The sequence below is a fragment of the Streptomyces sp. NPDC043176 genome (genome assembly GCF_056436715.1).
In genome coordinates this window covers 149,150-164,307 of the sequence record NZ_JBWKCA010000017.1, presented here as the reverse complement: position 1 = coordinate 164,307, position 15,158 = coordinate 149,150, and the positions used below count along the sequence as shown (strand labels likewise).

Below are 15,158 nucleotides of genomic sequence, written 5' to 3'. Positions count from 1 at the left end.
GCGCCCCTCACACCCCACCTGGCAGAATCGAGCCGATGAGTACCTACCGTGACCTGACCCACCGCGGCTCGGCCCGCGGCACGGTCCTGCGGACCGTGGGGACCCGGGAGCGGCGCTCCCACCTGACCGCGCCGCGGGTGCCGACCGTCGGCATCGACATCGGCGGTACGAAGGTGATGGCCGGTGTCGTCGACGCCGACGGCAACATCCTGGAGAAGCTCCGCACGGAGACCCCGGACAAGTCCAAGAGCCCCAAGGTCGTCGAGGACACCATCGTCGAACTGGTCCTCGACCTCTCCGACCGGCACGACGTGCACGCCGTCGGCATCGGCGCCGCGGGCTGGGTCGACGCCGACCGGGCCCGGGTCCTCTTCGCCCCGCACCTCGCCTGGCGCAACGAACCCCTCCGCGACGCCCTCCAGGGCCGCCTCGCCGTACCCGTCATGGTCGACAACGACGCCAACACCGCCGCCTGGGCCGAATGGCGCTTCGGCGCCGGACGCGGCGAGGACCACCTCGTCATGATCACCCTCGGCACCGGCATCGGCGGCGCCATCCTGGAGGACGGCCAGGTCAAGCGCGGCAAGTTCGGCGTCGCCGGCGAGTTCGGCCACATGCAGGTCGTCCCCGGCGGCCACCGCTGCCCCTGCGGCAACCGCGGCTGCTGGGAGCAGTACAGCTCCGGCAACGCGCTGGTCCGCGAGGCCCGCGAGCTGGCCGCCGCCGACTCCCCGGTCGCGTACGAGATCATCGAACGGGTCAAGGGGAACGTCCCCGAGATCACCGGCCCCCTCATCACCGAGCTCGCCCGCGAGGGCGACGCCATGTGCGTCGAGCTCTTCCAGGACATCGGCCAGTGGCTCGGCGTCGGCATCGCCAACCTCGCCGCCGCCCTCGACCCCTCCTGCTTCGTCATCGGCGGCGGTGTCTCCGCCGCCGACGACCTCCTCATCGGCCCCGCCCGGGACGCCTTCCGCCGCCACCTCACCGGCCGCGGCTACCGCCCCGAGGCCCGCATCACCCGCGCCCAGCTCGGCCCCGAGGCCGGCATGGTCGGTGCCGCCGACCTCGCCCGGCTCGTCGCCCGCCGCTTCCGCCGCGCCAACCGGCGCCGCGTCGAGCGGTACGAACGGTACGAGCGCTACGCCCAGGCCCTGCGCAACGGGACCTCGGGCCGGGCCCCCCGTACCCCCGAGGACCCCCCTTCATGACCCTGCCCCACCCGTCCCCCCCTCCGCACGATCCGCGGGCCAAGCTCCCCGAGGACCGCCGGCACATGATCCGCCGCCGCTGGCTGACGGCCGTCATCATCGTGCTGCTCGTCGGTATCCCGGCCGGCTACCTGGTCATCTCCGCCGGCCAGAGCCGTGACAGCGGCCGCGACAAGGAACGCGAGTCCTCGGCGGCCGGCCTCCAGGCGAACCGGCCCTCCCAGATGAAGCGCCGGGTCTTCGAGGTCCCGATCCCCGCCGGCGCCTGGGACGTCGCCTACTACGAGACCAGCAACTGGAAGACGAGCCGGCTGTACGTCCAGTTCACGACCACCGCCACCGGTCTCGACGCCTTCCTCGCCGAGTCCGGCACCAGCCGCGCCCAGCTCACCCCGGGCCACGTCACCGTCAGCGAACGCGACGCCGACATCGCCGACTGGACCTTCGACGACGGCCCGGCCGGCGGCCCCACAACCCCGGCGACCGGCGCCCCCGTCACCCCGGCGACCGCCGGCACCGCCGCTCCGGCCACCGGCGGCCCCGCCACCGGCGCGACCGGGGCCACCGACGGGACGACCGGCGCCACGGTCTGGGCGGGCACCACCGTCACCCGTGAGGAACCCCGGCCGGACACCGACATCACCGTCGACCTCACCGACCCGGCGTTCCCCCGGGTGTACGCCGTCTCCGCCACCAGCCCCTGACGGCGGTGGCGGGACCCGCCCGGGCCGGCCCCCGCGAGCCCGGCCTGATCGGCAAGACGCCTCCTAGAGCCCGGTGACCTTGCCGCTCGCCGACAGTTCGTACACCAGGGTGACCGTGCGGCGGCCACCGGGCGGGAGGGCGAGGTCCCAGCGGGCGATGCCGTCGGCGTCGATCACGTCGGGCGCCGGGGAGCAGGCGTCCTTGTGGAGCCGCACCTCCACCGCCGACACCTCCGAGACGGGGATCCGCTCCCGCAGGACGACCGTCCGCTCGCCGCGTTCCCCGGGCGCGGAGAAACGGGAGACGTGCAGCCGCACCGTGCGGGTGACGACCGTCCGCTGCGTGAGGCCGACGGAGTCGCGGGACTCCTCGGTCCGCCGGACCACCCGGTAGTCGTCCCGGCTGCCGAAGGCCAGCTCGACCGGGGCGCCGACGGCCGTGAAGTCCAGCGTGCCGCGGCCGCCGAACCCGCTGTCGCGGACCAGGTCCACGGGCCCGGCGAGCAGCACGTGGCCGGACAGGTTGTCGCACCGCACCACCTGGGTGACCAGCGGGGACAGCTCCGGCGCGCAGGCGTACTCGCCGCGCGCCGCCGTGGTGAACGCGGAGAGCGGCACCCGGTGGGCGCGGCCGTCCCCGCGCACCGAGACCCGCGCGGGGGCGCTCAGCACCCGCGCCTCGCCGCCGTCGTCCACCCCCGGCAGACCGAGCACGGCCGCCGGGCCGAGCTCCCCGACCTCCTCCTCGCGCAGCTCCACGTCGACCGTACGGCGCTCCGCCGCCGAGCGGTCCTTCAGCGTCAGCCGGTCCTCGGCGAGGCGCGGCGGATCGGTGGCCAGTGCCGACCGGGCCGTCGACAGCGTCAGCCGTACGTCCGACCAGTCCTCGCCGGTCCGCTGCCAGACCATCGCGTCGGTCTCCAGGGTCAGCGAGTCGCCGTCGAGCACGGCCCGGTAGGCCGGCCGCCACAGCGCGCACGGGGTGAGGTGGGTCAGCCGCAGCTCCGCCGGCCCGGCTGCCGCGGCCTCCACGGTCAGCTCGACGTGGCCGACGAGTTCGGCGGGCTCGTCCCCGGAGGCGTACAGCGCCAGCTGCGTCTCGTCGAACTCGGCGTCGAGCTCGACCAGCCGGGCCTGCACGCGGCGGAGCCGTTCGGCGTACGCGTCGCGCTCGCCGTCGACCCGGTCCAGTTCGGCAGCCCAGCGGGACCGCTCGCTCTCCCCGGCGCCGACGCCCTCGCCGATCTCGCGCAGCAGGTCGGCGGCGAGCCGGCCGAGGAGACCGAGGCGGGCGCGCAGCCGGTCGCCCTGCCGTTCCAGGGACGACTGCTCCGCTTCGAGGGCGTCCGACCGCCGGCGCAGGGCGGAGTCGCCGTCGTGGGCGGGCAGCGGCGCGCGTGGCGTCCAGGTCCGGACGATCCGCGCGTCGAGCACGGTCGCGGGGCGATCGGCGGTCACCTCGGCGTGCAGGGTCCGGTCGACGGCCAGCGCGCTGACGGGGCCGAGGCGCAGCCGCTGGACGCCGGCCGCCAGGTCGAGCACGGCCGTGCGCTCGACGTGGGCGCGGTCCTCCAGGCACGTCACGGCGGTGACGGGGAGGGCGATCGGCTGCACGGCGGTGGTCGTGTGGGTGGTCGTGGTCATGGCGGTGTCAGCTCCTGCGGTTTCCGCCGACCAGGGCCTTGCCGGTCGGGATGCGGATCTCGTAGCCGCCGTCGAGGGCGGCGGTGGCGCCCGCGGGCAGGTCGAGGCGCCAGACGCGGGTGCCCGGTGCGTGGCGGTCGGCTCCGGCGCCCTCCTCGGGCGTCGTCCAGTCGGCCCGCTCCTCGATCCTGACGTCCCCGTCCGAGGTGACCGGCACCCGCTCGTGGACCTCGACGGTGACGGGCCTCGCGAGCCGGTTGGCCAGCTCCACGTGGACGCGGTGGTCGAGCACGGTGACGTTGTTGCGCAGACCTGCGGTCGACTCCCGCAGGTTCGTCCGGCGGGTGACCCGGATGCCCTCGGCGGGCCCGAGTCCCACCCGCCGGACCCCGCCCGGGGCGAGCGTGGGCAGCGCCGCGGTCAGCAGGAAGTCGTCGTCGACGGTGACCTCCACCGGACCGGCGAGCAGCGCCTGGTCGGTGGCGTTGGACAGGACCAGCGTCGCGTACACGGTCTGCTCGACGGACGGCACGCACAGGTACTCGGTGCGCAGACCGACCGCGATCTCGCCGACGGTGACGGTGTGCCAGGTGCCGTCCGACGGGATGTCGGCGCGCGCGGCCGCGTCGAAGCGGTGGTCGAAGGAGCCCGCCGACTCGCGGGGCCACACGGCCTGTCCGGGCAGCGGAAGCCCGGCCACCGTCTCGGCGCGGCGACGGCACTCGGCCGCCACCGGGTCGAAGGACACGTCGGGGAACAGCCGGCCCCGGCGGTCGCCCTGCTCGTCGGGGCCGCGCAGGACGAGCGCGGCGTAGTCGAGCTCGGCGCCGCTCGGCTGCGGCGGTCCCGGCGGTGGCGGCGGCTGAGGCGCCGGCGCCGCCGCACCGGGAGCCCCCGGCATGAAGGGCGCCGCGGGCGCGAAGGAGGCCGGGGGCCCGGCGAACGCCGGCGGAGCTCCGCCGTACGCGCCGCCCGGCGGCTGCGGCGCGGGCGGGACGGCCGACCGCCGGGCGCGGACGGCGGGCGCCGGCGGAGGCACCGGCGGCGGAACGGGCACGGGCACGGGCACGGGGACGCCGGCCTCGGCCGCTCCGGCCGCGACGGCGCCCGGCGCGGAGGGCGTGAAGGGGCGCGGGCCCGCCGCGTCGTACCCGGCGAACAGGTCCGCGAGCCCGGCCGGCGGCTCGCGCCAGCCCGACGGCGCGGGGGCCTCCTGACGGCGGCCGAGCCGGATCGACCGCAGCCTCGGCAGGTCGGTGCGGCGCCGCAGATCGGCGGTCGACAGGGCGATCCGCACGCCGGTCCAGTCCTCGTCCGTGCGCTGGGCCACCGAGGCCCGCAGCAGCAGCCTCCCGCTGCCGTCGCCCTGACGGTGCGACAGCCGGTAGGTCGGCACCCAGACGGCGCCCGGCACCCCGTACTCCAGCTCCACCTCCACCTCGCCCTCGACGTCACCGGCACCGGCGCCGTCCAGGGTCAGGGCCGCGCAGACCACGGTCCCCACGTGCTCCGACGGCGCGTCGGTCGAGGCACGGCCGAGACGGTCGGCGGCGACGGCGAACGCGTGCTCGGCCTCGACCACCGCCTCCTCCAGCTCGGCCAGGCGCGTGTGCAGTGCCGTCAGCCGCTCGTCCACGAAGTCGGCGAGTTCCAGCCAGGCGTCGACCGGGGTCCGGCGGTACGGCTCGTCCCGCTTCCGGCCGGGCGCCACCGGATGGAGCCCCTCGACCTCCTTGATCAGACCCAGCTGCCGGTCCCGCCGGGCCTCCGCCGCCACGCGCGCGTCCCTCAGCCGCTCGACCTCACGCCGTGCCCCGTCGGACACGTCCGGCCCGAGCGGCTCCGCCTCGACCACCACCCGCGCCTCGGTGACCCGCAGCCCGGACGCGCCGAGTACCCGGGCCCGCAGAGACCCCGGGTCCAGCGACCGGGGCAGCCCCGTCACCCGCACCCGTCCGCCCGGCGCCACCGTCCCCCGCGCCAGCCGGCGGCACACCGCGCCCCGCGCGTACACCACCACCGCATCGAGAGCCGACGCCCACCGCTGCTCCGGACCGTCCGTCATGCACTCCGCCCCCCGTCGCTTTCACGCCAACCGAAGCGTACGCCGGGCCGGGGCCCGCAGGGCAGGCGTTTCCGGACGCCGCCCTCCCGTTGGCCGATTGTCAACAGGCGCGTTCGAGGCATCCCCCGTTCGCTGTAACGTACCGCTGACCCACTGTTCTCGGGCCTGTCCGAGAGTCCGTCCGAGGGTCCGAGCGGGGGAGTCGCCGGGATGTCGACGATCGGTCTGGCCGCGGCCATCGAGGAGTTGCGGCAGGAGCTGTACGAGGCGCAGCGGCAGGGCGCCGGCCAGCAGTTCGCCTTCGGCGTGGAAGAGGCGGAGCTGGAACTCCAGCTCGAACTGCGCCACTCGCAGAAGGGCGACGGCAAGCTCTCCTTCGGCGTCGTCACCGTCGGCGGGGGCGTCGAGCGGGCGAGCGTCCGCACCCACACGCTGAGGATCCGGCTGTCCGTCGCGGACAAGGCCGCAGGCGGCACCCGACCCGAGGTCAACGACGACGAGACCGGGTCGTGGGACGACGGGGAGTGACGTGGAGCCGGGCAGACTGGCGCTGATCCGCGGCGGTACGCAGGACGGGCGGCGCAGCACCGGTTCCGGGTATCTCATCGGCCCGCGACTCGTGCTGACGGCGCGTCACCTCCTGGTGGACCGGGGGACCGGCACGCCATGGCCGAAGATCTCCGTCCAGATCGGCCACCCCGGGCAGGGCCCCACGCGGACCGTCAGGGCCGAGCTGCTGTGGACCCCGCCCGACGGCCTCGACGTCGCGCTGCTGCGCATCGACCAGGCCGTCGACCTCCCCGGCGCCGTCCTCTGGGGCCGCCCCGCCGGCCGGGCGCCGCTGCCGTACGCCGGACTGGGCTACCCGAAGGCCGCCACCGTCGAGACGCGCGAGGTCGAGAACCTGCGGGGCACGCTGTCGCCCCTCTCCGGCTCCGGCCGCCACTACGTCCTCGACCAGGGGCCCGCCCCGCAACCCGGCGAGGACGGCAAGAACGCCTGGGGAGGGGTCTCCGGCGCCGCCGTCTTCTGCGACCACAGGCTCGTCGGCGTCGTCGTCCAGGAACCCGAGGCCTACGGCGCCAGGAGGCTGCTCGCCGTCCCCGCGCACTCCTTCGTCCAGGACGCGGACTTCCTGAACCACCTCGCCGAGCACGCGTGCGCCTCCGCCGAGCTCGTCGCGATCGGCGTACCGGCGCCGAGGGCCGCGCCCGGCGCCGAACGCACCCCCGCCGAACGGGCCCTGGAGCAGCTGCTCCGCCCGCTCTTCGCCGACCCCGCCGCCCGCACCGCCCACGCCCGGGAACTCGCGGGCGAACTCGGCTACGAGACCGCCGACTACGCCCCCACCGCCGCCGATCTCGTGACCCTCCTCCTGGCGCACCCCCGTGCGCACGCCGCACTCGGCCAGGCCCTCGCCGCGCGCGCCGTGGACCAGGCGTTCCGCTCCTGCCTCACCGCCTTCCTCTCCCACGCCAGGGTGCTCGGCCGCGGTCCCTTCCTCTCGCCGGAGGAGTTCGACGACCTCCTGCACCTGCTGCGCCGGATCCGCGACGAGCAGTCGGCGCTCCTGCCCCAGGCCGCCCGCGACGCGCTGCCGTACGCGGCACTGCCCGGCTGCCTCGACCGGCCCCGCATCGAGGAGCACGAACTCGCCGAGGCGGTCGAGGCACTGGAGGAACTCCCCGACGGCGAGAGCATCCCCGAGGGCAGCCCGCCCGTCCCCGCGCTCCTCCGCCTCGTCGAGTACGTGGCGGCCGCCGTGGACGGCGTACGACAGGACGAGCTGCGCGCCTGGTCGAAGCGGACGGCCGACCGGATCGGCGTCCACGGCGACGCCCTGGGGGAGCGGCGCATGGACGCCGCACGGTGGGCCGAGCGCCGCCGGAACTCGCTGGTGTCCCGCGTGGTCATGGAACTGGAGCGCGACGGCGCCGGGGACGGCGACCGGTACGTGTGCCGGATCCTGCTCCTCCGCACCGACGGCACCCACCGGATCCTCAAGAGCCCGTCGTCGGAGCCGAAGACCCCGCGGGAGGCGGCGAGCGCCCTCGCCGAGGCCGTCAGCGCCGCACGGCAGGAGCCCGGCGGGTACGACCACGTGCCCTGGGTGACCGTCGTCGTCGACCGGCCGGGCCTCCACCTGACCGTCGACGAATGGGAGTCCGGCGCACCCGGCGGCCTCCTCCCGCCCTCCCCGATCGGCGCCGACTACCAGATCTCCCTCAGCTGCCCGGAACTCGACCGGATGGTCCCCGACCGGGGCCAGGACCGGGAACGCCGGTGGAAGAAGGGCCGTACCTCGGTCGTCGTCACCGAACCGTCCTGCGGCGACGTGCGCAAGCTGATGCACCTGCTCGGCACCGAACACCGCGACACCGCCCGTGTCGTCCTCCACGGCCCCGCCGACCAGCGCGTGGCCCGGCTCGAGACCTGCCTCGCCCTCGGCGTGCCCGTCGTGCTCTGGGACCGCGAGGCCACCGGTTACGACGACGCCGACCGGCTCGGCGAACTGGCGCCCTCCGGCGAGCTCGACGGACTCGCCGAACGGGTACGCGTCTTCCGCAGCCGCACCGCCGCCCACCCGGAGGAACGACGGGCCCGCCCCTCGCTCGTCTGGGAACCCGAAGGCTCCTACCCGAGGACCGAACAGCTGCACCTGAGGGACCCCTGGAGAGGAACCCACGCGTCATGACCACCCCCGAACAGCCGACCGGCCCGCGCTCCCCGGAGCGGGCCCCCGCCGGAGACGACCGGCTCCTCGACGAAGACGCCCCGCGCCTCGCCGGAAGCGACTGGCGCCTCTTCCGCGGGAACGGAGAGCGCCGCGACGTCGACTTCCCCGAAGCGCCCCCGTGGCGCCGCTTCGACCGCCCCGCAACCGGGACCGGCGCCAAGGTCCCCTACCCCCGGCCCTACCTCATCGGCCCCGACGAGGCCGACGTGGTCAACGCGGCGCTGCACCTGCGCCGGCCCCTCCTCGTCACCGGCCAGCCCGGCACCGGCAAGTCCTCCCTCGCCCACGCCATCGCGCACGAACTGAACCTCGGCCGCGTCCTCCAGTGGCCCGTGAACAGCCGCTCCACCCTCCAGGACGCCCTCTACCAGTACGACGCCGTCGGCCGGCTCCGCGAGGCCACCCTCCCGCGCGACGCCGACGGCACGGAACCCGACATCGGCCGGTACATCCAGCTCGGCCCCCTCGGCAACGCCCTCGTCGACCGCGGCCGCCCCCGCGGGGCCGGTGTCCTCGTCGACCGCGGCCGCCGCCGCGGGGCCGGGGCGCCCGGCGACCGCGCACGCCCCCGCGTCCTCCTCATCGACGAACTCGACAAGGGCGACGTGGACCTCCCCAACGACCTGCTGACCGTCTTCGAGGAGGGCGAGTTCGTCATCCCCGAACTCGCCCGGCTCCCCAGGGACCACGCCCCCGTCCACGTACGGACCGACGACCCCGACCGGCCCGCCCCCGTCGAACGGGGCCACGTCCGCTGCGCCGAGTTCCCCGTCGTGATCATCACCAGCAACGGCGAACGCGAGTTCCCGCCCGCCTTCCTCCGCCGCTGCGTCCGCCTCGACCTCCCCGAACCCGACGAGCGGCGCCTCCGCGACATCGTCGCCGCCCACCTCGGACCGGCCGCCCTCGACCAGGTCGACGACCTCCTGGAGACCTTCCTCGCCCGCCGCGCCGCCGGCGAACTCGCCACCGACCAGCTCCTCAACGCCGTCTTCCTCCGCAAGGGCGGCATCAACCTCGACGCGGGCCCCCTCCTCCACGCCGTCCTGCACCGCCTCGGCGGAGCCGTGTGACCCCGTGATCTCCCACGTCACCGACCTCCTCGCCGCCAGCGGCCTCGACCTCTCCCACGAGGAACTCCTCGACGCCCTCTGGCTCGCGGGGCGGCTGCCCCACCCCACCGGCCCCCTCATCCAGGCCGCCCTCGACCCGTCGTCCCACCCCGACGCGCCCCCGCCCCACCGGCCCGAGGGCCCCGAGGCGCCGCAGCCCGACTCGCCACCCACCGAACCCCGCCGGGCGGCCCGCCCGGAACACCCGCTCCTCGCCGCCCCGCACGGGCGCCGCGGCAGCGGCGACGAAGCCGCGGGCTCGTACCCGGCCCATCCCGTCGGCGTACCCGACCACCACTCCCTCGGTCCCGGCCGCCTCCGGCTGGAGAAATCCCTCCGCCCCCTCAGACAGCGCTTCCCCGACCCGCGCCGCCGCTCCCTCGACATCCCCGGCACCGTCAGCGCCATGGCAGAGACGGGCGTACCCGAGACCGTCACCCGGCCCCTCCGCAGCCGCTGGCTCACCCTCGGCCTCGTCGTCGACGACGGCATCTCCATGCTCCTGTGGCAGCGTCTGGCCTCCGACCTCCGCGCCCTCATGGAACGCGCCGGCTCGTTCCGCGACGTCCGCGTGTACGGACTCGACACCCGCACCGCCACGCCGACCCTGCGCAGCAGCCCCTACGGCCACGGCACCCGCCCCGAGTCCCCCAAGACCCTCTGCGACCCCACGGGCAACACCCTCGTCCTCGTCGTCAGCGACGGCGTCGGCCCCGCCTGGCGGGACGGCGGGATGCTCCGCGTCATGGAGCGGTGGGCCCGATCCGGCCCCACCGCGATCGTCCACGCCCTCCCGCCGCGCCTCTGGTCGAGCTCCGGCATCGACGCCCGCCCCTGGCAGGTCACCACCCCCGGCCGCGGCGGTCCCACCCGCGCCTGGCACGTCACCGACCCCACCCTCCCGCCCGAACTCGTCCGCTTCGACTCCGTCCCCGTCCCCGTCCTCGAACCCACCCCCACCGCCATCGCCGACTGGGCCCACCTCATCGCCGCCCCCGGCACCACCACCCTCCTCCCCCTCTGGGCCCCCGCCGCCCCGCCCACCGGCCCCACGGCCCCGGCCAGGACCTCCGAACCCGTGTCCGCCGCCCCCGGCGCCCGGGCCAAGGACGCCGACCGCGCCCCCGACCCCCGGACCCAGGACACCGGCCCCCACCCCCGTGTCACCGGCGCCGACGCCGTCCTCCGCTTCAAGGCGGCCGCCTCCACCGAGGCCTACCGCCTCGCCGCCCACATGGCCGCCGTCGCCCCCGTCACACCCCCCGTCATGCGCCTCGTCCAAGCCGCCGTCGGCCCTCCCACCGACCCCGGCCACCTCACCGAGGTCTTCCTCGGCGGCCTCATGCACGAACTCGACCCCACCGAGCCCCGCCGCCTCCCGCACCTCCGCCGCTTCGACTTCGCCGCCGACGCCCGCCGCGTCCTCCTCACAGCCGTCCCCCCACGCGAACTCCTCCGCACCGCCGACGCCCTCACCCGCCGCATCGAATCCGCCGTCGGCCGCGCCGCCGTCTTCCCCGCCTGGGTCGGCCATCCCGACGGCACCACGCTCGTCGAAGGCACGGCGCACTCCTTCGGCTGGCTCCGGACACAACTCCTGGCACGACTCGGCCTCCGGCCCACGGCCGCGCCGGAAGCGGAGTCGCTGGAACCGCGCCGTGGTGCCGCCCACTCCCCGGCCGCAGATGCGGCGGAGGCCGCGCCACTCCAGCGAGCGGCAGCGGCCGCTCAGGGAGAACCGCGTGAAGCGGAGGTTCGGCCGGCCGGCTCCGGCTCGTCTTCCGTTCCGGGCGGTGACAGGTCCGAGACGCGGTTGCCGGACACTCAGGGTGGCGGCACCGCCCCTGGCCAGGAGCCGACCGACGAGTCCGTCGTCCGGGAGGAACAGGCGCTCGTCGACCGCGAGCGGGCCTTGGGTCCGGACCACCCCGACACGCTCGCAGCCCGGGCGGACCTCGCCCTCTCCTTGCGGCGGGTGGGGAGGACCCACGAGGCCATCGACCTGTTGGAGCGGTCGGTCGTCGACTTCGGCAGGGTTCTGGGACCGGAGCATCCTCTGACGCTCAGCGCCCGCTCGGACCTCGCCTTCACGTTCTGGCAGGTGGACCGTGTCGATGAGGCCATAGCCCTGCAGGAGCGGGTGCTCGTCGACTTCGAGAGGGTCATGGGCCCGAGGCATCCCGACACGCTCACGGCCCGGGCGGACCTAGCCCTCTCCTTCATGGACGCGGACCGGACCGATGAGGCCATCGCCCTCCAGGAGCGGGTGCTCGTCGACTGCGAGCTGGTCCTGGGGCCGGAACATCCCGAGACCCTCACCGCGCGTTCCGACCTCGCCTCCACCTTCTGGCAGGTGGAGCGGACCGATGAGGCCATTGCCCTGCACGAGGAGGTACTCGCCGCCCGCGAGCGGGTGTTGGGCCCGGACCACTTCAACACGCTGGCCGCCGGCGCCGATCTTGCCCGCTCGTTGAGGCAGGCAGGGCGGATCGACGAGGCCATCGCTCTGGCGGAGCAGGTTCTCGTCAACCGGGAGCGGGTGCTGGGGCCGGAGAACCGGCACACCTTCGACGCCCGTGCCGCGCTCGCGGACTCCTACGAGCAGGCGGGCCGGGTCGAGGAGGCCATCGGTCTGCAGGAGCAGGTTCTCGTCGACTCCGAGCGGGTTCTCGGTCCGGCGCACGCCGACACTCGCCATGCCCGGATCGCCCTCGCCTTCTCCTACGGAAAGGCGGGGCGGCTCGAGGAGGCCATCGCTCTACGGGAGCGGGTGCTTGTCGACTCCCAGCTGGCTCTGGGGCCTGAGCATCCCGACACGATCACTGCCCGTGCCGTCCTCGCGCTCGATTTCAGGCGGGTGGGGCGGATCGGCGAGGCCATTGCCGTGGAGGAGCAGGTTCTCGCCGACCGCGAGCGCGTCTTGGGCGAAGAACACCCCGACACCCTCCTCGCCCGCGCCGACCTCGCTTTCTCCTACGAGGCGGTGGGTCGGACGGATGAGGCGTTCGCCCTGCAAGAGAGCGTGTTGACCGACTCCGAGCGGATCTTGGGGCCGGAGCACCCGGACACCCTCACCGCCCGTGCCGACCTCGCCGGCTCCTTCGCGCAGGCGGGACGGATCGACGAGGCGATCCCCTTGGCGAAGCAGGTTCTGGCCGACCGTGAGCGGATCCTGGGTGGGGAGCATCGCGACACGATCTCCGCCCGTGCCGACCTCGGTTACATCTACTTCACGGCGGATCGCCTGGAAGAGGCCATCGCCATGGAAGAGCCGGTTCTCGCCGACCGCGAGCGGATCCTGGGTCCGGACCATCCCGAAACCATGACGGCCTGCATCAACCTTGCCGTTTCCTACAAGTCGGCGGGTCGGCTGAACGAGGCCGTCGCTCTGCAGGAGCGCGTGTACGCCGACTCCGAGCGGCTTTTCGGGTCGGCGCATCCCGAAACGCGTAGCGCCGCCGAAGAGCTCGCGTACTCCTACGAGCAGGTGAGGCAGGCGGCGGGGGCGGGTGCTCTCGCGCGGGGAGTGCCTGTGGAAAGCGAGGGGAACCCTGATTCCCTCGGCTAGAGCACGGCCTTCCCCCGCCCCTTTCCCGAACTTTTCATCCTATGTCCACCGGAACGGTCCGGCCTGCTCCGCCCCCGCCCGCGCACTCCCCCGCCCCGAGATGAGAGGGTCTTGCGGGTGAGTGAGACATCGACGGACACCCTGCAATACCGCGTCGACGGGCGGGAGGACGCGCCGGTTCTGGTCATCGGGCCATCGTTGGGGACGACGTGGCATATGTGGGACCGGCAGGTGCCGGAGTTGGCGCGGGAGTGGAGGGTGGTGCGCTTCGACCTGCCGGGGCACGGGGGCGCGCCGGCGCGGCCGTTCAGTTCGGTGGCGGAGCTGGGGGACCGGCTGCTGGCGACGCTCGACGGGATCGGGGTGCAGCGGTTCGGGTACGCGGGCTGTTCGCTGGGCGGGGCCGTGGGGCTCGACCTGGCGCTGAGGGCGCCGCACCGGGTGGCGTCGCTGGCGCTGGTGGCGACGTCGCCGAGGTTCGGGAGCGCGGACGAGTTCCGGCAGCGGGGCGTGATCGTCCGGACGAACGGGCTGGAGCCGATGGCGAGGGCGGCACCGGAGCAATGGTTCACCCCGGTGTTCGCGGGGGCGCAGCCGGCGATCGTCGACTGGGCGGTGCAGATGGTGCGTACGACGGACCCGGCCTGTTACATCGCGGCGTGCGAGGCGCTGGCGGTGTTCGACGTACGGGAGGCGCTCGGGCGGATCGGCGTGCCGGCCCTGGTGCTGGTGGGCTCCGAGGACCAGGTCACCGGTCCCGCGGAGGCGCGGACGCTGGTCGCGGGGATACCCGACGCGCGCCTCGCGGTGGTGCCGGGCGCTTCGCACCTGGCGCCGGTGGAGCAGCCGGCGGCCGTGACGGACCTGCTGACCGAGCACTTCGCCGGGACGGCACAGGAGACCAGTGGGACGCTGACGGTGCCGCCGATGCCCGCGGGCCCGGCTCCCGCGGCCGAGCCCGTGGTGGCCGTGCCGGTGGCCGGGCCCGCCGGGGCGGGGCGGCCCGACCCGTACGAGAAGGGCCTCGGGCTGCGGCGCGAGATCCTGGGCGACGCCCGTGTGGACCAGGCGCTGGCCGACGACCCGGACGGCGCGTTCCAGGAGCTGGTCACCCGCTACGCCTGGGGCGAGGTGTGGGGCCGGGAGGGCCTGGACCGGCGGACGCGCAGCGTGGTGACGTTGACCGCGCTGGTGGCCGGGGGCCACCGGGAGGCGCTCGCCGACCACACGCGGGCCGCCCTGCGCAACGGCCTGTCGCCGGAGGAGATCCGCGAGGTCGTCCTGCACGCGGGCGTGTACTGCGGGCTGCCGGCCGCCGAGACCGGCCTGCGGGTGGTCGCCCGCGTCATCGAGGAGGAGACGACGCCTCCGGCGTAACCTGACGGCGTGAAGCTGACGAAGAAGTCCCACGCGTGCGTTCGGCTGGAGAAGGACGGGCGGACGCTCGTCCTGGACCCCGGCATGTTCACCGAGGAGGACGCGGTCCGCGGGGCCGACGCCCTGTTCGTCACCCACGAGCACCCCGACCACTTCGACGAGGGCCGGCTGCGCGCCGCGCTGGAGGCGAACGGGGCCGCCGAGATCTGGACGCTGCGGAGCGTCGCGGAGCAGCTCTCGGCGGCCTTCCCCGGGCGCGTGCACACCGTGGGCCACGGCGACACGTTCACGGCGGCCGGTTTCGACGTCCAGGTCCACGGCGAGCTGCACGCGGTGATCCACCCGGACATCCCGCGCATCACCAACGTGGGGTTCCTCGTGGACGGCTCCGTCTTCCACCCCGGCGACGCGCTCACCGTGCCCGACCACCCCGTCGACACGCTGCTGCTGCCCGTCATGGCCCCCTGGAACAAGATCTCCGAGGTCATCGACTACGTCAGGGAGGTCAAGCCGCGCCGGGCGTACGACATCCACGACGCACTGCTCACCGACCTGGCCCGGCCCATCTACGACCGCCAGATCGGCGCCCTCGGCGGCACCGACCACTCCCGCCTCGCCTCGGGGGCGTCCGCCGAGGTCTGACCGGAGCCGGGCGGCGGAGACCACCTGGGGGAGCGGGACCCGTCCGCGGCCGACGCCCCGTGGCCGCACCCGCGCCGAGACCCGGCGCCGCCGTGCCG

The 15,158-nt window shown here is 75.0% G+C and carries 10 protein-coding genes; 8 read left to right on the top strand and 2 right to left on the bottom strand.

What is annotated here, in order from left to right; genetic code table 11:
- The first annotated feature begins 35 nt into the window (after window positions 1–35).
- Both AC067A_RS26145 and AC067A_RS26140 read left to right on the top strand, forming a co-directional pair.
- A complete protein-coding gene (locus AC067A_RS26145) occupies window positions 36–1,211 on the top strand; it encodes an ROK family glucokinase (protein WP_479244918.1) in 1,176 nt (391 codons plus the stop codon).
- Window positions 1,208–1,915: a hypothetical protein gene (locus AC067A_RS26140; protein ID WP_479244917.1), complete on the top strand. Its 708-nt coding sequence runs from the start codon at window positions 1,208–1,210 to the stop codon at window positions 1,913–1,915. Before AC067A_RS26145 ends, AC067A_RS26140 begins: the two co-directional genes overlap by 4 nt.
- A 63-nt stretch (window positions 1,916–1,978) precedes the next feature.
- Here AC067A_RS26140 and AC067A_RS26135 read toward each other — a convergent pair whose 3' ends face one another.
- Window positions 1,979–3,559, bottom strand: coding sequence for a mucoidy inhibitor MuiA family protein (locus AC067A_RS26135; RefSeq protein WP_479244916.1), 1,581 nt, complete (start codon window positions 3,557–3,559; stop codon window positions 1,979–1,981).
- Between the two features lie 7 nt (window positions 3,560–3,566).
- A complete protein-coding gene (locus AC067A_RS26130) occupies window positions 3,567–5,624 on the bottom strand; it encodes a DUF4139 domain-containing protein (protein ID WP_479244915.1) in 2,058 nt (685 codons plus the stop codon).
- Window positions 5,625–5,834: 210 nt separating this feature from the next.
- On the opposite strand from AC067A_RS26130, the gene AC067A_RS26125 reads away from it, so the two are divergent.
- The 6 genes from AC067A_RS26125 to AC067A_RS26100 all read left to right on the top strand — a co-directional run bounded on the left by AC067A_RS26125 (window position 5,835) and on the right by AC067A_RS26100 (window position 15,060).
- Window positions 5,835–6,152: a trypco2 family protein gene (locus AC067A_RS26125; RefSeq protein WP_479244914.1), complete on the top strand. Its 318-nt coding sequence runs from the start codon at window positions 5,835–5,837 to the stop codon at window positions 6,150–6,152.
- A 1-nt stretch (window position 6,153) separates the two neighbouring features.
- On the top strand, window positions 6,154–8,319 hold the full coding sequence (locus AC067A_RS26120; protein WP_479244913.1) for a VMAP-C domain-containing protein: 2,166 nt from the start codon (window positions 6,154–6,156) through the stop codon (window positions 8,317–8,319).
- Window positions 8,316–9,434: an AAA family ATPase gene (locus tag AC067A_RS26115; protein WP_479244912.1), complete on the top strand. Its 1,119-nt coding sequence runs from the start codon at window positions 8,316–8,318 to the stop codon at window positions 9,432–9,434. The genes AC067A_RS26120 and AC067A_RS26115 overlap by 4 nt, the downstream gene beginning before the upstream one ends.
- A gap of 4 nt (window positions 9,435–9,438) precedes the next feature.
- On the top strand, window positions 9,439–13,041 hold the full coding sequence (locus tag AC067A_RS26110; protein WP_479244911.1) for a tetratricopeptide repeat protein: 3,603 nt from the start codon (window positions 9,439–9,441) through the stop codon (window positions 13,039–13,041).
- A gap of 117 nt (window positions 13,042–13,158) precedes the next feature.
- Window positions 13,159–14,418, top strand: a complete 1,260-nt coding sequence (pcaDC, locus tag AC067A_RS26105) for a bifunctional 3-oxoadipate enol-lactonase/4-carboxymuconolactone decarboxylase PcaDC (RefSeq protein ID WP_479244910.1) — start codon at window positions 13,159–13,161, stop codon at window positions 14,416–14,418.
- 9 nt (window positions 14,419–14,427) lie between these two features.
- Window positions 14,428–15,060, top strand: coding sequence for an MBL fold metallo-hydrolase (locus AC067A_RS26100; RefSeq protein WP_479244909.1), 633 nt, complete (start codon window positions 14,428–14,430; stop codon window positions 15,058–15,060).
- Window positions 15,061–15,158 lie beyond the last annotated feature (98 nt).